Origin of the sequence: Paenibacillus sp. GCM10027626 (assembly GCF_042676285.1) — a bacterium.
Classification (GTDB): Bacteria; Bacillota; Bacilli; order Paenibacillales; family Paenibacillaceae; genus Paenibacillus_Z.
Window position 1 is genome coordinate 638879 of the sequence record NZ_JBHTHC010000001.1, and the last position, 19925, is coordinate 658803.

A 19925-nucleotide genomic window follows, 5' to 3' on the forward strand; every position below is an offset into this window, starting at 1 on the left:
TTGCCGTCATATTCTTGTCATTGACTTTCGGCAAGAACATATTTATAAAACAAGAAGGCAACGGCTAATGCCGTCCTTGGCGATTATATCAATCGGAGGGATGGAGCTTATGACTTACGATTGTGCCATTGTTGGCGGCGGGCCGGCGGGATTGAATGCAGCGCTGGTGCTTGGCAGAGCGAGAAGGAGAGTTGCACTGCTTGACAACAGCCGCCCGAGGAACGGCGTGACGCACGCCTCTCACGGTTTCCTTACGCGCGATGGAATTCAGCCGGCCGAGTTTCGGCGCATTGCCTACAAGGAGGTGCTAAGTTACCCGTCGGTCCGTCATTGGCAGGCCGAGGTGATCGATATTCAGAGAACGGAGCATGGCTTTGTTCTTCGTACCTCGTCGGGAGAGTATATGCAGGCCCGCAAGCTGATTTTGGCTGCCGGGCTGAAGGAGGTGTTTCCCCAGATCGATGGGCTTCGCGACTTTTATGGAAAGAGCCTCTTCAACTGCCCTTTTTGCGACGGCTGGGAACTGCGGGATCGTCCGCTTGTGGTCGTTTCGGACAATCCGGGCGCGTTCCATGCCGTCAAGCTGCTGCTCAACTGGAGTCGGGATGTGGTCATGTGCACCAACGGCCGAGATATTCTGACTGCCGAGCAGCGGCAGCAGCTTGCCTTCAGAGGCATAAGGATCGTGGATACTCCTGTCGCAGCATTTACCGGAAGGAACGGCTTACTGGAACGGGTACATTTTACAGATGGCACGCATATTGAGCGAAGGGGAGGATTTATCGGTCCCACTATGCTTCCCAATGCCAGGTTCAATGAAGCGTTGGGCTATCAAACGGCAAAAAACGGGGGAATTGTTACCGATGCGATGGGCAGAAGTACTGTCGCCGGAGTATACGCGGCCGGGGATTCGGCCTATGTGATGCCTTCCCAATTGATTTATGCCGCCGCCTCCGGCAGCAAAGCGGCGATGGCCGTTGTTGCGGACCTGACTGAAGAGGATTGGCAGTCGTTTTAATCGCATATAAGTGAAAATGCAATAAAAGCCAACTACGAGTTAGTGCGTTAGTTGGCTTTTTTAGCCTTCAATTCATTAAACCCGCTAGAGCGCCTAAAAGAAGTTTGATTCGCGCTATTGTTTCCTGTACGATGAAAGGGAGCAACTGCAACGAGCATTAGCATTTTTTTATCGTCATGCCAACTATCTGAAGGAGCGTGTAATACAGGTGAGTACAGAATCGCCAATAAAATTAACTTCTCTATCCAGCAAAGGCGGATGCGGCTGTAAAATCGGGCCTGCCGACTTAAGTCAGGTCGTTCGCAGTCTGCCGCAGCCCGAACCGAATCCTGATCTTCTGGTAGGCTTGGATACAAGTGATGATGCCGGGGTGTACCGACTTAGCGCGGATATGGCTATCGTGCAAACCGTTGATTTTTTCACGCCGATTGTCGATGATCCTTATTCTTTCGGGCAAATTGCCGCAGCCAACGCGATTAGCGACATCTATGCGATGGGAGGCAAGCCGCTGACTGCACTGAACATTGTGGCCTTTCCAATTACAACATTGGACAAGCAAATTTTGGCCGATATTATGCGCGGAGCTGCAGATAAAGCCAAGGAAGCAGGGGTAACGATCGTCGGCGGCCACTCGATTGACGACAAAGAACCGAAGTTCGGCATGGCGGTGACCGGGCTCGTTCATCCGGATCGCGTCAGAACCAATGCCGGCGCCCAAGCGGGGGATCGCCTCATACTGACAAAACCGATCGGGGTCGGCATTATGACTACCGCAATCAAGAAAGAGCAGCTGACGGCAGAGGAAATTGCCCGCGTAACGAAGGTAATGGCAGCACTAAACAAAACAGCCGCGGAGACAATGAGCCGTTATGAGGTTCACGCCTGTACAGACGTAACCGGCTTCGGCTTGCTCGGGCATGCGCTTGAGATGGCTAAAGGCAGCCAGGCAACGATTACGATTGACCGGCAAGCTGTTCCAATCTTGCCGCGAACTCGGGAATTGGCCGAGCAAGGCTTCGTCCCTGGCGGAACGAAAAACAATTTCGCGCATGTAACGCCAAACGTTACATTTGACCCGTCGCTCGATCAGATCGATCAGTGGATTTTGTGCGACGCCGTGACATCCGGCGGTTTGCTCATTGCCATTGCTGACAGTCAGGCAGAAGCGCTGCTGCGTGATCTGCAGGAAGCGGGCGTGGAAGCGGCTATTATCGGAGCGGTTACCGGTACGAGTGCCGGCACCGGACAAGGTCATATCCAGGTGCAAGGCTGACAGCAGAAGAGCAGGCAAGGGGGCAGTATGAATGTTTCAAGCGATTTCTATAGAGCAGTGGCGCACATTTCAGGAGAGCGGCCGCCTGACTACCGTCGATGTCCGGTCGCCGTCTGAATTCAAGTTAGCCACCATTCCCGGGAGTATCAACATCCCGCTGTTTGATGATGCGGAGCGGGCGGAAGTTGGAACGATTTATAAGCAGGTCAGCATTGCGGCTGCCAAAGAACGTGGGCTGGAAATTGTATCTGCCAAGCTCCCGGCGTTCATCAAAACCTTCACACAGCTCCCCGGCAAAAAAACGGTTTTTTGCTGGCGCGGCGGCATGCGCAGCAAGACGACGGCAACCTTGCTGTCGCTGATGAGCATTCAAGTCAATCAACTGAGCGGCGGATACCGTGCATATCGCCAGCATGTCGTCGAACAGCTTGCTGCAATGTCTTATACGCCTCGCGCGTTGTTGCTGCAGGGCCATACTGGAAGCGGTAAAACCGTGATCTTGCGCCGGCTCGGACAAGCCGGTCATGCCGTACTTGATCTTGAAGAAATGGCCGGCCACCGCGGTTCGATTTTTGGTGAAATCGGGATGGAGGCGCATAATCAGAAAATGTTCGATGGCTTGCTCCTCGAACAGCTGCTTGCCACAAAGCAGCAACTCGTTATAACGATGGAAGCGGAGAGCAGGCGCATCGGCAAAATCGTTCTTCCCGACATTATTATGCGAAAGAAGGAAAGCGGCATGCCGATTATCATTGAACTGCCGCTTGGCGAAAGGGTACAGCAGATACTGCAAGATTATAAGCCATGGGAGCATCCTGCTGCTTGCAGCGATGCCTTTCAGCGGATAAAATCGCGGATTCATACGCCGGTCGCTCATGAAATTCAGGCCTGCCTGAATGCCGAAAACTATGAAGCTGCCGTCGAGCTGCTGCTTCATTACTACTACGATCCCCGCTACTCCTATTCGATCAGCCAGCATGAGCAGCAGGCATACCATGTTAAAGCTGACAATGTCGATGAGGCTTATCGCCAAGTAGAGGAGATATTGCTGCAGGAGCGGTCAAAGAGGCCGAATTGAAGAGAAAAAGCCGCGCCTATCGCGGTTTTTTACTGCTCAAGGGTTGCTGCCAAGCGCCCAAATATTTTATAATAATCGTTAAAGAAGGAGGTAGATCATGATGGCAAAACAGTTTGCCAGTATAAGTCGCGGCTCATGCAAAGCCTGATTTAGGGGCGATACTTTGCATGGGGAGACGTTTCTTTTTGAATTGTCGCCCAAATTTATCGTTTCTAATAATGGGCTTTGCACCTTATTGCTTTACATTACAAGAATAAGGAGCTTAAAGCGATGACAACACCATTTATTAGAAACCACCATTATAATGTGATTAAAAGACAGGTGCAGCTGCTGCAAAATGCTTGCAATACAGTTGCTGATCCTAAGGTGATCGAGGCAGTACGATACAACGCGCTGCAAAAAATTGCAGATGCCTTGCCGGAGGCTGCAGATGAACAGCTGCAAATTGTCAATCAGTTGGAGCTGCTGCGGACGAATGAGCAATTCCAGCATTATTTGCAATCGCTGGAGCCTTATTTGCTGGCATTTGAACCTGTAACAGAAAACCAGCTGAAGAAGCTGTTTCCCAAGGTTAAGAAGCTGAAGCTGCCGCAGTTGGATACGCTCGATTACCGCTATCTAACGTATCTTGGCTGGATGGACATTGCTTCGAACAAGATGTTTCTGGCTTATCGGCTCGATGGGCAGCTGGTCGGGATCGAAGGGCGGTATACGCCGCTGAATAAGAAAAACACTTGTTTTCTCTGCAATCGTCATGAAGAGGTCGCCTTGTTTTCAGCAATTACCAAAACGAAGCCAAAGGGCGCTTCACCTGATTACTATAAATCAATCGGCAATTACATGTGCGTTAAAAGCGCTGCTTGCAATAGCAATATTACAAATCCGGAGACGCTGGAAGGCTTTATCCGCGAGGTAACAGGACTTTAATGCGCGGTTAAACCGGCCGGCTAATCTGGCAGTTTCAAATCGTACAATGACGGACATAGGCAAATGTATGGATAAAGCCTGTGTCCGCTTTTTTTTGTTAACATAAAGGCACCCACCCCGTAAAAATAGCACCGCCGGACTCGCTTCGGTTCTGAACGGTCAATTCTCCCTTATGCGCCCGGACAATGCGACGCGCAATCGTAAGTCCGAGACCGACACCTCCGTTCGCCGGATTTCTGGACTTATCCCCTCGATAGAACGGCTCAAATATATGCGTCAAATCTTGTTCAACAATTCCGGTTCCAGAATCTGCAATCGTGAAGACAAGGCGATCTTTTTCCTTTCGCCAACTGAGCGCAATCTTTCCGCCAGTCGGAGTATGCCTGACGGCATTGTCCAATAGATTGCCTACCGCTCGCCGCAACAAATGCGAATCTCCGATAAAAGTAACGTCTTCCTTATACTCGCCGCCTTTATAGATAAGCTCAATGCTTTTTTCCCTGGCGAAAGGACGGAATTCTTCTGCGAGCTCTGCGAAGAGACGATCTGGTTCCACCGGTTCTGGCCGCAGCGTCTGCTCTATCGATTCGAGCTTGGTGTAAGAAAACAGATCGGATATGAGCCGCTCAAGCTGCTCGGCCTTCTTGCTGCAGATTGAGAGATAACGTGCGGATTTCTCCTGATTGCCGATCATTCCCTTTTCCAGTCTTGTTAAAAAACCGCGCAGCGTAAATAACGGCGACCTTAAGTCATGCGCGATCGCACTGATAAAGAAACGGCGTTCTTCCTCCAGCTCGGACTGGCGGGTTAAAGATTCGCGGAGGCTGCCGCCCAAGGCGTGAAGAGCCGATCGCACGGTCGCTACTTCGAATACGGTGGATTCAGGCAAACGAAAATCAAGATCGCCGTCGGCAATCCGTCTCGCTGCCGCACTCATAGCTTCAAGCGGCTTGACGACAACACGTCCCATCTTCCAGCCGATAAACAAAATCGCGCCTATCGCTGTAACGATGGCGCACAGCGTAGCTATCTCGCTTCCCCGTTTTGGGACGAAAAAGAACGCTTCACCTCGCAGTTCGCCTTGTTCGACCACATTGATCTGGCGCGCCGCGGCTCCTTCTGTGCCGGCCGGTACAGAATGTAGCATTTCGCGTCCAGCGCCATCCCGCAAAATGATTCCGAGGCCTGCCCGCGTGACAATGTTTTGCAGTGAAGCCTGCCAGTCCGGTTTCTCCCAAAGAGCCGTGTTCGTTTCGCTCACGATGCGGATGGCCTCAGTCAAGCCGGCTTGCTGCCGTTCATAGACAGAACTTTCGAATACGTAACGATCGAGCAGATCCGATAGTTCAAATAATAGGCGCGGCAGAAGGAGGACGATGAGCATACCGATCATCATCCACTGGCGAATGCGCAGTCGCGGCCGCCTCATCCCCGCACCCCTTCGAACCGGTAGCCGACACCCCATACGTTCGTAATGATTTTTGGCTTACGCGGATCCTCTTCGATTTTTTCGCGAATTCTCCCAATGTGCACGGTGACCGTATGCTTGTCGCCAATTCCGTCCCAAAATCGCTGCAGCAGCTGATCGTATGTGAATACTTGGCGCGGGTGCTCCGCGAACAGGCACAGAATGTGGAATTCCTTCGGCGTTAGCGGCAGCGGCCGACCATCCAGCACGGCTTCATGCGCTTTTGCGTCCAGCACGAGTCTGCCGAACCTCCATTCCGATTTCGTCCCTTTTTCACTTTTTTCATAGCGCCTAAGTACGGCTTTTATGCGCGCTACGACCTCTTCGGGTGTGGCAGACTTGACAATGTAATCGTCCCCGCCCAAGCTTAACCCGCGAATTTTGTCCATATCTTCTCCGCGCGCACTGAGAAACAGGACGGGAAGGTCGTGCGTTTTGCGGATGTGCCGGCAAAGCTCCAGCCCGCTCTGGCCAGGCATCATTACGTCCAGCAATATACAGTCGATCGGCTGGCGGCTTAGCGCTTCGAGCGCCTCGGCGGCGCTGAACGCAGAGGCGGTACCGAATTGTTCGTCCTCCAGGTAATCCCGCATTAACTCCACGATCTCTTTATCGTCATCGACGATAAGAACTGTTCTTTTTCTATTTAAGCTCAAGGCGCTCACCTCTGCTGCTAATAAATGTTATTTGAAAATATTGTAGCACATCCAATCAATTAAGAATGGGTTGTAACGAAACAGTGATCGTTTTGTGACTATTTCCATCCGATTTCGTGAGATTTACCAGTTACGATAAGTCATATCGATGGCAAACCATTGCTGGAAAGGAGAGCGTCAGTATGAACATAGGTCGCATGGCGTACAAAATTTTGGCCTGGGTGTTCTTCGGCTGTATTGTCATTCAAATTTTTCTGGCGGGAATGGCGACTTTCGGGGACCCTTCGAAATGGCAGGCACACGCTTTGTTTGTGAAGATTTTCGCTTTGACACCACTAGTCATGTTCCTTCTCGCCTTCATCGGAGGAATAAAGGGGCGCGACCGGTTGCTCAGCCTTGGGCTATTTCTGCTCGTGGTCATGCAGTTTCTTACAATTCAAATTTTTTCATCCGCACTCGTTATAGCAGCCCTTCATCCGCTTATAGCTGCCCTATTGTTTTGGGGGGCGATTACAGCTGCAAGGAGGAAAACATGATGAATCAACTGTTAACCGGACAATTGGCGTTAGTAACGGGAGGAAGCGGCGGCATCGGCGGAGCGGTTGCGGAAAAGCTGGCATCCGGCGGGGCAATGGTTGCCGTCCATTATCTGCGCAATAGAGAGCAGGCTGAAGAAACAGTGCACCGCATTCAGGAGGCAGGAGGGCAGGCGGCAGCTTTCCATGCGGACCTTTCCGATGTACGTCAAATTGATTCGCTTGTGAAGGAAGTTTACGCTACATTCGGCGTATCGGTTGATCTTTTGATCAATAATGCGGGGCAAATGAGCCGCAGGGCTTCCATTACGGAAATCACGGAAGATTATTACTCGCAGATGATGGATGTCAATTTCAAATCCTGCGTGTTTCTAAGCAAAGCAGTGCTGCCTTATATGCTGGAGAAAGAGAGGGGCAGCATCGTAAACATCGCTTCGCTGGCGGCGCATAACGGCGGCGGGGCGGGTGTAGCGATGTATGCGGCAGCCAAAGGAGCGATGCTGACCTTTACAAAAAATGCGGCGAAGGAGTTCGCAGGCAAAGGAATACGTGTCAACGCCGTTACCCCTGGGGTCATTGCCAATACGCCGAACGACCGGTTCAAAACCGAAGAGATCCGCAGATCGATCATTGCCGGTATTCCGCTCGGACGCGAAGGTCTACCGGAAGATGTGGCAAATGCAGTGCTGTTCCTGATCTCAGAGCTTTCCGCGTTCATAACCGGCGAAACGCTCGAGGTCAATGGCGGCATGTTTATGAGATGATGATAAGGAGATGAAATTATAAATGGAAACGAATATAAATCCGCAATGGGTGAAGCTGGTGCAATCTCAGCATCCGGAGAAGCTGCTGCCCTTCGCACGCAATATGGAAGAACAGACTCTTGCTGCGATCTACGGCATGGATGCGGACACATACAGGTCGATTAAACGCCAGCTGACACAACAGGCGCAGGATGCGGCATTGGGGATGCTGGAAGATCCGGCGTTTGCCGGTAAGGTGGATCGCCTGCCGTTCCAAGCTGGGCAGACGGTGGTCGCGATCGGCGAAAGCACGACGGACGACCTGCTGTCCTGGTTTGAATTGCTCCGTCAGCTTGTCGGGCTAAGAAGGCCGAAGGCTGGAATCCAGTTTATGAACGAAGGGATATCAGGTAATACGACTGCACAACTATTGAGAAGGGTGAGCGGCATTGCCGCCGGGGAGCCGGACTGGATCTTGTGTATGATCGGCAGCAACGACGCGGTGAGAATTGGCCCGGAGCCAGCCAAAACGCAGGTCAGCGCAGCAGAAACGGCCAAAAACCTGACGGCGATCCGGCATATCGCCGCTTCCCGGACGAAAGCAGGCTGGGTGTGGCTGACTCCGCCGTATTTCAATGAAGAAGGCGCAGCGGCATATCCGTACTTTCAGTTCGGCCAGCTTACTTGGCGCAATGAGGATATTACGCGCGTCGGCGATATCATTCGCAGCTTTCCGGATAAAGTTGTGGATACGCAGGCGGGATTCGCGATGCATGACGCGCAGCTGCTGCTCGGTCCGGATGGCGTTCATCCTACATTTGAAGGGCAAAAAGCGATCGTGACACAGCTTGTTGAAGAACTAACCGGAGGGAGTGCGGAATGAAGCTTCTCATGTTCGGCGGCATGGGCCGCAAAGGCTGGGAGGAGGAACATGGCAGATGACGGAGACGCGCAAAGTTCGCATCTTTTGGGGCGTAGTGGTGGTGCTTTCTTTAGGAGCTGCCGGTTTTGCCGTCGCTCCTTATCTTGATCTTGATTCGAGCCTTAGCCGGGTAGAGCTGAATCCTTCGTTTCCACCGCACTATTCGCTGCTGCTCGTGCATATTTGGTGCTCCTTCCTTGCTCTTGTCATTGGCTGGCTGCAATTTCTGCCCGGACTGAGAAAGCGGCGAGCGGATATACACCGATTGGTCGGACGAATTTATTTGGGCCTCGTTGCAGTCGGCGGTGTGACCGGACTTACGGTCGGGATGTTTGCAACGAGCTATGTGAGACAAATGGCTTTTCTGACTTTGGGTCTTTTGTGGCTGTTTACAGGCTGGAAAGGTTACCGAAAAGCGAGGCTTGGACGATTCGGCGAGCATAGGGTGTGGATGGTCCGAAACTACTTATTGACGCTCGTCGCAGCCAGTGCGCGCCTCCTTACTCCATTTTGCATCCTGATCTATTTGGCGGGTCACGGAGTTCAGCCAGGGGGCGTTGCGGCGGTAGTGAAGCCGGTGCTGGAGATCAATATCTGGATCGGTCTGGTTGTGAATCTTGTCGTTGGGGAGTGGATTATTTTGAGCCGATTGAAGAGATGACTTATTATGGGGTACCGCCAGCAAAACGCGGATTTACAACATTAAGGAGTTATGGATACAAAAATAGCCGGTTCTCACCACGCTAAGGGTAACCGGCTTTATTGCTATCCTTGGTTCAATGGCCGAAGGGATTCTAATGAAGTAACTCCTTTCGGATCGAAACGATACTCGCCAAGGAAGTTGATGTGCTCCCATCCCAATGGAGATATGTGCTTTAATAAATCCTCTCGTAACACTCCTTTACCCCGAAGTAGATCCGTAGCTTTGCCTAGATATACTGTATTCCTTACGCTAATTGCATTAATCAGGATGTTTAAAGCACTTGCCCGATTGATCCTGAAAAAGCACGTTCTCTCAACTCCCCATGTTTCCCGAAGAAAATGGCTCGAGCCAGGGCGTTCATTGCTTCTCCTTTATTTAGGTAGATATTCGGTAAATATAGTACCTTCATCAGGCTGACTCGCAACGCGGATGAAACCGCCATGGGCTCTTACAAAATGATGGACGATGGATAATCCGAGCCCAGTACCGCCTGTATGCCGCGAGCGCGCTTCGTCTAAGCGGTAAAATCGATCGAATAGGTGGGGCAACCTTTCCGCCGGTATTCCGATGCCGGTATCAATCACCGAGACACGTGCAAACAACGCATTCCGATCAGCGACCCGGTCTTCGATTTCAACCGTAATCTTCCCTCCACAAGGCGTGTAACGAATCGCATTGATCAGCAAATTAATGAAAACCTGCGTGCCGTCTCGCTTCGGCCATCACAGTAACCGGCCTTGAAATCGTATAGAGGCGAATTTCCAATCCGTTTTCTTCCGCTTCGTATTTCACGAGTGCTTCCTTGCCGGTGCAGGCGGTCAATACCCTGAACCCTTCACGTTGCAAATAGGTCTGCATCTCCTCCAGCATGCCCGGTTCGTCCTCTACAAGCAATAATTTCGGTTTCATGCTCATCACATCTTTCCGTTTTAGTATGCTTCCATTGACGAGAGTTATATCGCTTACCGAAATTATACCGTGATTTGGTAGGTCCTTTAAGAAATCCACGCAAAGAGAGGAAGATCTGCATAAGTTCTCGACATTTGTTGTGTAAAGTGAAAGCTGATATAGAATTCAGTTTGTAAAAACAACAATAATGAGGAGGAGGAATGAGCATATGAAAATGAAACTAGTTTCATTCGGAATACTCTGTGCGCTTCTACTTGTACCAACGATTGCCTTTGCTGAAAATAAAGTCGGATATGTAATCACGACCGGGCGAATCTGGTCCACGGTAGACGCGTTTGTGGGGCTGATGAACGCAATCTTTGCTGGGCTGTCTCTATCCCGCTCCATCCGTCGTATTGGCAATGGTGGGCGAAACGGGGCCATTATATCAGTAGTGGTGGCGCTGGTCGTCATTGTTTATGCTTTAATTCATATGACCATGTTCCCTGGTGATTTCGGCACTGGCGACGGAAGAGCTGCGGCTGTCATCGCCATCGTGATGGGGATCATTAGCATAGTTCTTGCCGGTATCACTCTGATCCGCTCCCGCCGTGCTGGCTGACCTAAATGGGTTTGAATATCTTGATCTGAAACAGGAGGGAGACTGCATGGTAAGATCGGGGCGAGTGAAGACTGAAGGCGATGGGGAGAAGGAGAACCGCTTTTAATGATTTCAGGCGGTAATCCGGGTCATCACCTTTCTTTTTTTGATATGCCGCAGGAATGGGCGGCTGTCTTACGGGATGTTCTTCATAGGGAGAGCTACGTCCCGGTCGAACGAACAAAGAATCGTAATGAGGTGAATGTATTGGAGGTCACTAAACCTCAAAGAAACGAAAATGAAATCAAGATTGGAGAAAAACTCGTTCATCCTGATGGCCGAACCGTCACCATTATGAAATGCGAAACGGACGAAAAAGGGGGTTTTTTGATCGTCGAGCATCGCATGACGCAGCGGGGGGCCCTTAATGGTCCGCACTGGCATCCGGAACTGACGGAATCCTTTTTAGTGAAAGAAGGACGGATGCGCTTCCTTGTGGACAAAAAGGAAATCATTCTTGAGCCGGGTGAAGAGATCACTGTCTACCCGAACCAGGTGCATCAATTTTGGAGTATCAGCGAACAGCATACGGTGGTGACCCATGAGATTCGTCCACCTGGGCGGCATTGGAAAATGTTTGCTCTCGTTCATAAACTGGAATGTGAGGGGAAGATGTCGGCAAAGGGAGTTCCACGAAATTTGTTGTGGCTAGGTGTTGCTTGGGAATGTATTGACGGATACATAGTGGGGCCTCCAAAATTTATACAAAAGGTATTTTTAGGGGGATTGGCAAAACTAGCGAAATGGTTAGGGTATCGGATTTGAACAGTCAAGTGTACCGGAGAAATCCAACGCGCTTTTTTCATGCTGATATTGGGCCTTATAGCCGTTATGTTGATTTATTTCTAAGATATCTTAGCGTATGCAAATTTCTTATTTTTTGCTTAGCGTACGTTTTTCGCGTTTTGTTGTCGGTACCCCAACTATATTGGCCGCACAGAAAATTGATAGGAGGATTTATAAATGGCACAGCCCAAATTGCCGCTCGATGATTTCTTGGCCTTATCCACCGACGATCATTGTAAATCCGCGTTTTGCTGGTGGACCCCATTATGATCATGCGGACTTTGGCTGCAGAATCGCCCAAAACGTGTTCATGATGAGGGTGTGAGCGACCAATAACGGAACCACGGTCCGCCGCCCTGCCGTTTTGGATCGTTTGTTCACAGATAACGGATCGACGGTCCGCTCGCTCCGCTTCGCCCGCAATTACCAAAGGTGCCACAGCAGACATCAAGACACTACGAAAAGAGCTGACCCGCATGGGTCAGCTCTCGCTCAATTATCGCCCTACATGAAGACTTTTGCTTACGATAGCCATCATCAAGGTCAGCGCCAGAAAATAGGCAGGCATTGTCAGCAATGATCCGTTATGCAGATAGCTCATGCCGCTCGTTATTAAACTAACAAGCAAGTAGTAGCCCAATCCGAATACTGCTCCGGCAGTCCCGAGCACATCGCCATATTTGACAAGTGCCAGACTGAGGCAATTCGGAATGGCCATGCCGATACCCAGCAATAAAACGAATATGCCAATGACCATAAGAGCCATATGGACCAACGTCGGCTGCAAGCCACCAAGCGCCAGACCAACCAAAAATAGCGCGCCGACAGCCGATGTCAGACAGCCGATCATAATGATCCTTTCCGCGGCGAAGCTCGCAAGCATTCGCTTCGAGGCAAACGCGCCAATAATCGAGGATAGCGCCACAAAAATGCCGAAAAAGCCGAACCAGCCAGGGCTCATCTGAAAAAACTCAATAAAAATAAACGGCGCCTCCGCATAATAGCTGAACAGTATGCCGTTCGTCGCTCCGATCAGGATGCCGAACGCCCATATGCGGCCGTCTGTCAGCAGCCGTTTCACTACTGCCAGTGTGCTGATCTTGGCAGTTGCAGAAGCTGCTCTAGTCTCAGGCAGCGAGCGCCATGTATAGGCGAAGATTGCCAAGCTCATCACGACCAATGTCATAAATACGGCGCGGAAACCGAGCCATTGATCGATCCAGCCGCCAATTAGCGGCCCGATGGCCGGCGTGAATGCCAGCGCCGCAGAGATTTGGGCAAATACGCCGTGGCGTTTGTCGCCCGCAATGCTCTCGCGCAGGATCGTCTGCGTGACGACGGAACCGGTGCTTGCACCAAAAGCTTGAATGAACCGGCTAATGAGCAGCCATTCAACAGAAGGGGAGAAGTAACAGCCGATACTCCCGATGCCATAGACGGCAATGCCCCATAGCAGTGAAGGTCTGCGGCCGATCACATCCGAAAGCCTTCCCCAGCAAAACACTCCTGCTGCAAATCCAAGAAAATAAATGCTTAGCGTAAGCTGTATGCTATTGCCGCTTGCCTGCAACTGGGCTGCAATATCCGGCAATGACGGCGTATAGATTGTTTCACTAATTTGCGGAAATCCTACAAGAACAATAAATAATAGTAATGATGGTGTTGAGATTTTTTGTGCCATATTGTTCGCCCCCTATAATTCCAAAATCTCTACCTAAAGAGAAATTGGCGGAATTACGGGATCGGGGGCTTGCACTTGCATAATCTGGAAAAGGATAACATATTCGTTCACCTTGGCTTTTATTTTATAGGGGGGACTATATAATTTAGCAGTATAGCAATTTTATGATACAACTACAACCAAAATTTAACGCTCTCCTATGCCCGGCAAATGAATATCGACAAATTCGCTCACATCATGCTCTTTTTTGAGCGCGGTGCGCAAATAATTTTCCCTTGTCGTCTTTTCGGATGTATGACCTAATGTTTCCGCGATAAAGCCGATCGGCGCACCGGCGGAAAAAGCGGCCTGGGCAAAATAATGGCGCATATAGTGAGGCGTAACGCGCGCATTGCGGGTGGTTACTAATCCCGCCTGCTCCATATGCTTCGACAGGGAGGAGGAGAGGCTGCTTAACGAGTAACGGCCGCCGCTGCGATTCGGATAAAAGGGCGTCGTATCCGCGGCGCTTAGCTCTGTCTTCAAGCCAAGACGGCGCCTATACTCGCACAGCTCCTCTAATACATAGTCTTTTATATTCGCATGGCGCACTTTGCCGCGCTTCGTAATCGTCCGCAAATAATAACGGTCGCGCTTGGCATCATACGCCAAATCTCCCCAAATCGGAGTAATGACCTCATTCAAACGCAGTCCGGTCGTGCCGAGGAGGAGGAGCAGCGATTTTATTTTGGGATGACCGTCATAATACAAGATCGCTTGCTGCAGCACTTGCTCATCGAATTCACGCTCCGGTATTTCCTCCTTATCGATGCGAACGGGAATCAAGCCACGCGTAATGTTTTTCGCTAAATAATCCTCCTCATAGCACCACTTCAAAAAGCTTTGGACGATGCTGATCTTTTTCGATCTCGTCGTCGCCTTGGGGTATTTTTGCTCCATTTGCAGCTGGTAACGCTCCATATCTGCACGCGTCAGCTCGCGAATGTCTGCTTTGCCGATGGCCGCAGCAAATTGCAAAAAAACGAGCAGTTCGCGCACATAGTCCTTCTTCGTCGATTGGGAGCGCTTTGTCCCTCTGCGGTGCAAATAAAGATAAATCATGCCGATATTCGATACGGCGGAAAAATTATAGCTGCCGCGTTCATCCTCTTCAGCAGATACATACAGCATAATCTCTTTATAATAGGAATCATTAACCATAATAGATTGTGACATATAGTTGATTGTTTCATTACTTAGCGACGATACATCCACTAAATAAAATTGCTTTGGTTGTAAATTCATTTTTCTTATTTCTCCTAAATAAAAATGTGATTTATAGTTATGCCAAACTAACATTCAAATGATATAAAACAACTGAAAACTTATTTTTATAGTATAACATAAAATAATACTCTATTCTTTTTGTTTTAACTGATTTACTGAATTTCATTTAATATATAATTAAAAAATCATTTCTTTCTAATAAAACGATTATTATTTAAATCATATATTTTCATAAATATAAGGCCGAGTTTTATTCATTTATGCTACAATAGAATCGTTAACTTAATCATATGGTATGAAAGGTCGGTAACATTAGACATGAACGCTTATTTGAGTGTGAGCGAGGCAGCAGCGGAATTGAATATAACTGCCACATCGATTTACAAGATTGTCAACCATGAGGATGAGAATAAAAGACTGGAGCCGGTCAATCGCACAACGTATAAAGGAGATGGCGGATACCGTTTCCGAAGAGAGGATGTAGAACGGTTAAAACCGGCTTATATAAAGGAAGACTTAACCTCGGCGCAAGCGGCTGAGCGGCTGGGAAGATCAAAAAGCTTTATTCAAAAGCTGCTTAAAGAGGGACTGTTGCCTTACTATGAGGGAGAGCTGCGCGGACAGAAAACCTTTTTCATTCGTGAGGAGCATTTGCTCGATTATATGGCAAGCAATCCTGATCACGGCAAGTCGGATACGATCTATGACAAAAAATCCGGCGCCTTTTTATTTCAGCCCTACCGAAAAGAACAACGCTTGGCGCGAGTAATCGAGATGAAAAGAGCTAGCCGGCAAAAAATTGAAGTCATTTTGCAAGTAGAGGGGGGAGCTCGCCTTACTCTTGAGCAGGCTCTAGGCGAAGGGTGGATGCCGGCACTCAAAATCAAACCTGCCAAGGTGAATAGCGCTTACGGCTATGCCCGTTTTGAATTCCCGGCCCCCACCATGCTCGATTCGATGATCTATTCCATCATTGAACTATTTTTCGAGCAGATCGGCCCTTCCAATATGCGCATTATGATGGAGGACAAGCTGATCGTAGAAGTGAAAAAGTCGGTACTGACAGACATCCTGCCGGCCACTCACCCTGATCTGCTCGACAAGCTCAAGCTATTTATCACAAGCGGGTCTATTATCCCGAAATTCGACGGCACCTTAATTGATACAGGGCTGTCGCCCATCACCTTTTATTTGCCGGAAAATAAAAAAGCTGCGCTCATCGAACTTGCCGACCAGAAGGGACTTACTTTGCAGCAGTGGCTGGAAGCGCAGTTTGCATGAATCCGCGGCAATTCCGCAATAAAAGGTGATTTTCGCTAAGTATATTGGATTCGAACACACTATACTAATGCTAACAAGCGATGAAGAGGAGCTGGCAGACATGGAATCAGCAGTTATAATTGAAGATTTGTTTCGCGCGGCGCAAAACGGAGACACTATATTAATGAAGGGAAAAATTTCGGAGCATCCTGAGCTCGTTCATACGCTTAACAATGACGGCCTTCATTTGCTGGGGTATGCAGCGCATTTTGGCCAAATTGAGGCGGTGAAGCTGCTGCTTGATCACGATGCGGACGTGAATGAGCTTTCGCAATCGAAAGTATCCTATATTCCATCCAATACCGCTTTGCATGCAGCGATTGCCGGAAAACGGGATATTGAAGTGATCCGCCTGCTCTTAGAACGCGGGGCAAACACCAATCTATATGACAGCAATGGTCATACTTGTCTGCATACGGCAGCATACCATAATAGTAATGAAGCCATTATTCGTCTGCTGCTTGAGCATGGGGCTGAATTGAATGGCCGGAGCGGCGGGGGAGAGACTGCGCTCGCCGTCGCCCTCGAGCAAGGCAATGAATGCATCGTAGAGCTGCTTCACCAGCTTGGAAGCAAGCAGTAAGGTTACATAAAAATAATTATGTAAACTTATTGATTGCGAGTATAACAACGTCGCTAGCCGCGTGTAAATTTTTGCACCGGTCAGCGACGTTGTTTTGTTACTCCGGCCTCATGCCTACTCCGAATACGCGGTAATTCAATTTTTCATAGTACGGCACTAGCGTTTCTTGGCAAAATAGCTGCAAATGCAAATGATTTCTTTGACATCGGTCGGCCAGGAGGCGAACTACTTCAGCACCGATTCCCCGGTTACGGTAGCCCTCATGAACACCCACGCCGCATAGATATGCGCTAATCACGCCGTCAGATACAATCCGTCCTGTGCCAACTAAAAGCTCGCCATCGTAAACATAAATGCTGTACAAGCTATTGCGCATGGCAGCAAACAGCTGCTCCTCGCTTAACTGCAAATAAGCGTTCCAGTCCAGATGATCGTATAATGCGTAAATATCGCTCGCGCCCGGCAATTGCCACTCGTAACGCAATCCCATCCCTATCAACTCCCGCTAAAATCAGGTTACCCATCCATTATAGAACCAACTGCTTTACAAAATAAAGGGAATTTGTTATTATAAAAATACGTTATTACGTAAATACGTAATAAAATAATTGGAGGAGTTGACGCTATGAGTGCGGATTTGCGGAGCGAGATTGAAGCGCTTAAGCTTCAAATGTCAGAGTTGCAGCAGCTTGTGCTGGCTAGGACAGGGGCTGGAGGGCATACTTTTATTCCAGTAACAGAGTCAGTTGCTTTAGGTCATATTTATTATGCCGGACAATATAAAGCTGGAGGCCAGCTGCTGCACTGGGAGCCAAAGGAGCGGCAGATCGAGTCGTTGCTGAACATGAGCAATGAAAAGATTTCCAAAATATTAGCTGCATTAGGGAGCAAGCCGCGTCTCGACATCATTACCGCAATCATGACAGAATCACTAACCGGCGCTGAACTTGTAGAAAAACTCCAGATGGGAACAACCGGGCAGTTGTACCATCATATGAAAGCTTTGCAAGGCGCCGATTTAATCACGCAAAACAAAAACGGCCGCTACACGTTGTCGGATCATCGCAAGCTGCCGCTGCTGCTGCTGCTTGCTGCAACTGCCGACTTGCTCGATACGAGCGACTACCTGGATATGGTAGATGTGCGTAATGGAGCAGGCGCTTATTTAGGTGAAGCAAGCAAAAATGGCTATGATGCCAATTTGCTGCTCTGGGCAGTCCTGGAAAATTGCATTCTTGAGCATGCAGCAGGCAATGCTACGGAAGTGCATATTTTCCTTCACCCGGATGGTGCCGCTACTGTGAATGACAACGGGAGGGGAATTCCTGTTCAAGTATTTCCGAACAGCGACAATGGGCAGTCCAATGTGCAAACTGTTCTAACAGGAATTGAACGATTCAGTCATGATGCTCCCTATCAGGCGCCTGGCGCTGAGAAGGGCATCAGCATCGCCGTCGTCAACGCGCTTGCATGCAGCCTGACAGTAGAAGTACAGCGGGACGGATTTATATACCGCCAGGATTATAAACATGGCATCCCGCAAACCGGGCTGATGACCGTCGGTGTATCCCAAGCGAGCGGTACAGGTATTACTTTCAAGCCTGATCCCGAGCTTTTCCACAGCGGATTTGACAGAAACACCCTGCAACAACAGTTGGAAAGTTTAAGGCAGGCGTATCCGGGCATGTCTGTTTATTTGCATTAAACTTTGAGCCCCGCAGGCTCGCGATACTCTCTTTCACAATGGCGTTGCCGCCAGATGAAAGAGAGTTTTTTGTTGATTTTATAGAATTTATAAGTTTCACTCGATAAATTCTATAAAATTTCAGGGGAAGAAACTTGCCTCGCGCCAAGGACGGCGTCAGCCGTTTCTTCTCACGGTCAGCGGTTTAGCAATAAATAGGCAACAGCTGAATTTCATTACTGTGTGAATGTCATATGATATAGTGTACTGACTATTTTTGAGGAGGGATAATTTTGAATATTTTAAGCATCCATACAAGCGGAGATTCACAAGCCGCTTTGTTAATGAATACAGTTCAGGCGGCGCAAATAACAAGCTTCTGCTGGGACCAACAGGCACTTTCGCGATGCCCGCCAGCCGATATACTGCACATTTCCAATACTTCAGCGATCATCTCCAGATGGCCGGAGATCGCGGCGCTTGTTTTGAAGCAGCAGGTTCCCCGCCTCATTCAATATAAGACTGAAGAGTTAAGAACGAGAAAAGAAGCTGTTCGTGCTAATCGATACGCTCATTTTGACCGTTATGACGACGAGAAGGTAACGGCTGCACTCAAGCAAATTTCCGAGCTCTTCCCGGCCTGTATCGTCAATAATGTTGAAGCCGCCGAATATGCCGCCAAGTATCATAGGAGAGTCTATATTTTGCCTCAGCCCGTTGATTTGAGCAATTATAGGGTAGGCCCCGGCTTTATTGAACGGCCGGCTAATGACGCGCCTGTTATTGTTCACTTGAAAACGCATGAAGCAATGGGGACAGATGATATCGAAAGAGCAATCTCGCTGTTGCAAAGCAATGGCCATAAAGTTCATTACGAGCGGGTGGAGAGCCAAGAGAAGGATAAGCTTGTTGCCAAAATAAAACAGGCTGATATCGTTATTGATCAGCTCTTGCACGGCTCATACGGAGAGGTCTCTATTATGGCCATGTCACTTGGGAAGCCGGTACTGTCCCATTTACGCGCCGACTTACTGCCAAAATTCGCTCCTGAGCTTCCGGTAGTGACGACCAATCCGGCTAATATATATCGTAATTTAAAGGCATTGCTTGAAGATGCCGGGCTGCGCGCGAAATTAGGGAATCGGGGACAATGCTTCTATAACGAACAGCATCATAGCGATGCAGCGGGCAATAAGCTGATGTGGATCTACAGCAAGGAAATGGAAAATTGGGATGAAGATGATCAAGAAGCGGAGTCTAATAAAGCTGTTATATTTGATTGTTTTACAGGCACTGTTTATAGTGAGAACATGTCGGAGAATGCTAACCCGTGTCCTGGTGATAATCCCGGTTTAAGGCCTTTGCTGAAAAGGCGGATTGACAGTGAGGAAGGCGTTGCCGCAGTAGCTTCCTCAAACTCGCTGACTCCAACGTCATTAACGGTAAAAGCTCCTGAAAAAAAATCAAAACGTCGCTTTCGGCAATCAGCAAAACGTGCAGCTTATCGCGAAAAAACGCAATCTATCAAAAAAATGCATAAACAATCGAGGGTCACTAGAAAAAGAGGATAACTTAAAGTTATTCGGGCTTACGGTAACGTGAGCCTATCTTTTTTTCTTGAAATAGATTTAGGCCAGCGCTCCTCAAATGGTACTTTTGACCTGATTTATGAATGCGGATTGCGAACAGCACTGCGAAATCGATATAGTAGTAGTGATCGTTTCTTGAGGAG

Annotated in this window: 20 protein-coding genes and 2 pseudogenes; 14 read left to right on the forward strand and 8 right to left on the reverse strand. The window is 49.1% G+C overall.

Annotation, left to right across the window (positions count from 1 at the left end):
• The first annotated feature begins 109 nt into the window (after positions 1 to 109).
• The 4 genes from ACFQ0N_RS03075 to ACFQ0N_RS03090 all read left to right on the forward strand — a co-directional run bounded on the left by ACFQ0N_RS03075 (position 110) and on the right by ACFQ0N_RS03090 (position 4296).
• The gene (locus tag ACFQ0N_RS03075; RefSeq protein ID WP_379322867.1) at positions 110 to 1018 is read left to right on the forward strand and encodes an NAD(P)/FAD-dependent oxidoreductase; all 909 of its coding nucleotides are present in this window, start codon (positions 110 to 112) and stop codon (positions 1016 to 1018) included.
• A 208-nt stretch (positions 1019 to 1226) separates the two neighbouring features.
• Entirely contained in the window at positions 1227 to 2291 is a 1065-nt protein-coding gene (gene selD / locus ACFQ0N_RS03080; RefSeq protein WP_379322868.1) for a selenide, water dikinase SelD, read from the forward strand.
• Positions 2292 to 2322: 31 nt separating this feature from the next.
• A complete protein-coding gene (gene mnmH, locus ACFQ0N_RS03085) occupies positions 2323 to 3369 on the forward strand; it encodes a tRNA 2-selenouridine(34) synthase MnmH (RefSeq protein WP_379322869.1) in 1047 nt (348 codons plus the stop codon).
• A 270-nt stretch (positions 3370 to 3639) separates the two neighbouring features.
• On the forward strand, positions 3640 to 4296 hold the full coding sequence (locus tag ACFQ0N_RS03090; protein ID WP_379322870.1) for a FusB/FusC family EF-G-binding protein: 657 nt from the start codon (positions 3640 to 3642) through the stop codon (positions 4294 to 4296).
• A 97-nt stretch (positions 4297 to 4393) separates the two neighbouring features.
• On the opposite strand, the gene ACFQ0N_RS03095 is transcribed toward ACFQ0N_RS03090, so the two are convergent.
• The gene (locus ACFQ0N_RS03095; protein ID WP_379322871.1) at positions 4394 to 5725 is read right to left on the reverse strand and encodes a sensor histidine kinase; all 1332 of its coding nucleotides are present in this window, start codon (positions 5723 to 5725) and stop codon (positions 4394 to 4396) included.
• Positions 5722 to 6420 carry a response regulator transcription factor gene (locus tag ACFQ0N_RS03100; protein WP_379322872.1) on the reverse strand — a complete coding sequence of 233 codons (699 nt, stop codon included), beginning with the start codon at positions 6418 to 6420 and terminating at the stop codon, positions 5722 to 5724. Before ACFQ0N_RS03100 ends, ACFQ0N_RS03095 begins: the two co-directional genes overlap by 4 nt.
• A 182-nt stretch (positions 6421 to 6602) precedes the next feature.
• Here ACFQ0N_RS03100 and ACFQ0N_RS03105 point away from each other — a divergent pair, with 182 nt between their 5' ends.
• Genes ACFQ0N_RS03105 through ACFQ0N_RS03120 form a run of 4 tightly spaced genes read left to right on the forward strand, consistent with a single transcriptional unit; the run spans position 6603 to position 9282 of the window.
• Positions 6603 to 6956, forward strand: a complete 354-nt coding sequence (locus ACFQ0N_RS03105) for a DUF6220 domain-containing protein (RefSeq protein ID WP_379322873.1) — start codon at positions 6603 to 6605, stop codon at positions 6954 to 6956.
• On the forward strand, positions 6956 to 7720 hold the full coding sequence (locus tag ACFQ0N_RS03110; RefSeq protein WP_379322998.1) for an SDR family NAD(P)-dependent oxidoreductase: 765 nt from the start codon (positions 6956 to 6958) through the stop codon (positions 7718 to 7720). Before ACFQ0N_RS03105 ends, ACFQ0N_RS03110 begins: the two co-directional genes overlap by 1 nt.
• A 22-nt stretch (positions 7721 to 7742) precedes the next feature.
• Positions 7743 to 8582, forward strand: coding sequence for an SGNH/GDSL hydrolase family protein (locus ACFQ0N_RS03115; protein ID WP_379322874.1), 840 nt, complete (start codon positions 7743 to 7745; stop codon positions 8580 to 8582).
• A gap of 55 nt (positions 8583 to 8637) precedes the next feature.
• Positions 8638 to 9282 (forward strand): DUF2306 domain-containing protein, encoded by a 645-nt coding sequence (locus ACFQ0N_RS03120; RefSeq protein ID WP_379322875.1) that lies wholly within the window; start codon positions 8638 to 8640, stop codon positions 9280 to 9282.
• Between the two features lie 104 nt (positions 9283 to 9386).
• Here the strand turns inward: ACFQ0N_RS03120 and ACFQ0N_RS03125 are convergent.
• The 3 genes and pseudogenes from ACFQ0N_RS03125 to ACFQ0N_RS03135 all read right to left on the reverse strand — a co-directional run.
• Positions 9387 to 9703: pseudogene (locus tag ACFQ0N_RS03125) on the reverse strand (Tn3 family transposase); the annotation flags it as partial.
• Positions 9696 to 10025, reverse strand: a pseudogene (locus tag ACFQ0N_RS03130) (sensor histidine kinase); the annotation flags it as partial. The pseudogenes ACFQ0N_RS03125 and ACFQ0N_RS03130, both read right to left, overlap by 8 nt.
• On the reverse strand, positions 10012 to 10233 hold the full coding sequence (locus tag ACFQ0N_RS03135) for a response regulator transcription factor (protein ID WP_379322877.1): 222 nt from the start codon (positions 10231 to 10233) through the stop codon (positions 10012 to 10014). The gene ACFQ0N_RS03135 and the pseudogene ACFQ0N_RS03130, both read right to left, overlap by 14 nt.
• A gap of 208 nt (positions 10234 to 10441) precedes the next feature.
• On the opposite strand from ACFQ0N_RS03135, the gene ACFQ0N_RS03140 reads away from it, so the two are divergent.
• A complete protein-coding gene (locus tag ACFQ0N_RS03140) occupies positions 10442 to 10834 on the forward strand; it encodes a DUF6223 family protein (RefSeq protein WP_379322878.1) in 393 nt (130 codons plus the stop codon).
• Between the two features lie 105 nt (positions 10835 to 10939).
• On the forward strand, positions 10940 to 11638 hold the full coding sequence (locus ACFQ0N_RS03145) for a cupin domain-containing protein (RefSeq protein ID WP_379322879.1): 699 nt from the start codon (positions 10940 to 10942) through the stop codon (positions 11636 to 11638).
• Positions 11639 to 12155: 517 nt separating this feature from the next.
• On the opposite strand, the gene ACFQ0N_RS03150 is transcribed toward ACFQ0N_RS03145, so the two are convergent.
• Positions 12156 to 13340 carry a multidrug effflux MFS transporter gene (locus ACFQ0N_RS03150; RefSeq protein ID WP_379322880.1) on the reverse strand — a complete coding sequence of 395 codons (1185 nt, stop codon included), beginning with the start codon at positions 13338 to 13340 and terminating at the stop codon, positions 12156 to 12158.
• Between the two features lie 186 nt (positions 13341 to 13526).
• Positions 13527 to 14624 carry a tyrosine-type recombinase/integrase gene (locus tag ACFQ0N_RS03155; protein WP_379322881.1) on the reverse strand — a complete coding sequence of 366 codons (1098 nt, stop codon included), beginning with the start codon at positions 14622 to 14624 and terminating at the stop codon, positions 13527 to 13529.
• Between the two features lie 300 nt (positions 14625 to 14924).
• Here ACFQ0N_RS03155 and ACFQ0N_RS03160 point away from each other — a divergent pair, with 300 nt between their 5' ends.
• Together ACFQ0N_RS03160 and ACFQ0N_RS03165 are read left to right on the forward strand one after the other, a co-directional pair.
• The gene (locus ACFQ0N_RS03160; RefSeq protein WP_379322882.1) at positions 14925 to 15887 is read left to right on the forward strand and encodes a helix-turn-helix domain-containing protein; all 963 of its coding nucleotides are present in this window, start codon (positions 14925 to 14927) and stop codon (positions 15885 to 15887) included.
• A 100-nt stretch (positions 15888 to 15987) separates the two neighbouring features.
• The gene (locus ACFQ0N_RS03165; RefSeq protein ID WP_379322883.1) at positions 15988 to 16509 is read left to right on the forward strand and encodes an ankyrin repeat domain-containing protein; all 522 of its coding nucleotides are present in this window, start codon (positions 15988 to 15990) and stop codon (positions 16507 to 16509) included.
• Between the two features lie 97 nt (positions 16510 to 16606).
• On the opposite strand, the gene ACFQ0N_RS03170 is transcribed toward ACFQ0N_RS03165, so the two are convergent.
• Positions 16607 to 16999, reverse strand: a complete 393-nt coding sequence (locus ACFQ0N_RS03170; RefSeq protein WP_379322884.1) for a GNAT family N-acetyltransferase — start codon at positions 16997 to 16999, stop codon at positions 16607 to 16609.
• Between the two features lie 135 nt (positions 17000 to 17134).
• On the opposite strand from ACFQ0N_RS03170, the gene ACFQ0N_RS03175 reads away from it, so the two are divergent.
• The gene (locus tag ACFQ0N_RS03175; protein ID WP_379322885.1) at positions 17135 to 18214 is read left to right on the forward strand and encodes an ArsR family transcriptional regulator; all 1080 of its coding nucleotides are present in this window, start codon (positions 17135 to 17137) and stop codon (positions 18212 to 18214) included.
• A gap of 464 nt (positions 18215 to 18678) precedes the next feature.
• Entirely contained in the window at positions 18679 to 19764 is a 1086-nt protein-coding gene (locus ACFQ0N_RS03180; RefSeq protein WP_379322886.1) for a glycosyltransferase family protein, read from the forward strand.
• Positions 19765 to 19925: the final 161 nt, after the last annotated feature.

Excerpts from the sequence above, each read along its gene's own strand:
- mnmH (WP_379322869.1), top strand. The coding sequence starts at position 2,323 with ATGTTTCAAGCGATTTCTATAGAGCAGTGGCGCACATTTCAGGAGAGC.
- ACFQ0N_RS03095 (WP_379322871.1), bottom strand. The coding sequence starts at position 5,725 with ATGAGGCGGCCGCGACTGCGCATTCGCCAGTGGATGATGATCGGTATG.
- ACFQ0N_RS03165 (WP_379322883.1), top strand. The coding sequence starts at position 15,988 with ATGGAATCAGCAGTTATAATTGAAGATTTGTTTCGCGCGGCGCAAAAC.
- ACFQ0N_RS03105 (WP_379322873.1), top strand. The coding sequence starts at position 6,603 with ATGAACATAGGTCGCATGGCGTACAAAATTTTGGCCTGGGTGTTCTTC.
- ACFQ0N_RS03110 (WP_379322998.1), top strand. The coding sequence starts at position 6,956 with ATGAATCAACTGTTAACCGGACAATTGGCGTTAGTAACGGGAGGAAGC.
- ACFQ0N_RS03140 (WP_379322878.1), top strand. The coding sequence starts at position 10,442 with ATGAAAATGAAACTAGTTTCATTCGGAATACTCTGTGCGCTTCTACTT.
- ACFQ0N_RS03135 (WP_379322877.1), bottom strand. The coding sequence starts at position 10,233 with ATGAAACCGAAATTATTGCTTGTAGAGGACGAACCGGGCATGCTGGAG.
- ACFQ0N_RS03145 (WP_379322879.1), top strand. The coding sequence starts at position 10,940 with ATGATTTCAGGCGGTAATCCGGGTCATCACCTTTCTTTTTTTGATATG.
- ACFQ0N_RS03170 (WP_379322884.1), bottom strand. The coding sequence starts at position 16,999 with ATGGGATTGCGTTACGAGTGGCAATTGCCGGGCGCGAGCGATATTTAC.
- ACFQ0N_RS03090 (WP_379322870.1), top strand. The coding sequence starts at position 3,640 with ATGACAACACCATTTATTAGAAACCACCATTATAATGTGATTAAAAGA.
- ACFQ0N_RS03075 (WP_379322867.1), top strand. The coding sequence starts at position 110 with ATGACTTACGATTGTGCCATTGTTGGCGGCGGGCCGGCGGGATTGAAT.
- ACFQ0N_RS03150 (WP_379322880.1), bottom strand. The coding sequence starts at position 13,340 with ATGGCACAAAAAATCTCAACACCATCATTACTATTATTTATTGTTCTT.
- ACFQ0N_RS03160 (WP_379322882.1), top strand. The coding sequence starts at position 14,925 with ATGAACGCTTATTTGAGTGTGAGCGAGGCAGCAGCGGAATTGAATATA.
- ACFQ0N_RS03120 (WP_379322875.1), top strand. The coding sequence starts at position 8,638 with ATGACGGAGACGCGCAAAGTTCGCATCTTTTGGGGCGTAGTGGTGGTG.
- ACFQ0N_RS03155 (WP_379322881.1), bottom strand. The coding sequence starts at position 14,624 with ATGAATTTACAACCAAAGCAATTTTATTTAGTGGATGTATCGTCGCTA.
- ACFQ0N_RS03115 (WP_379322874.1), top strand. The coding sequence starts at position 7,743 with ATGGAAACGAATATAAATCCGCAATGGGTGAAGCTGGTGCAATCTCAG.
- ACFQ0N_RS03175 (WP_379322885.1), top strand. The coding sequence starts at position 17,135 with ATGAGTGCGGATTTGCGGAGCGAGATTGAAGCGCTTAAGCTTCAAATG.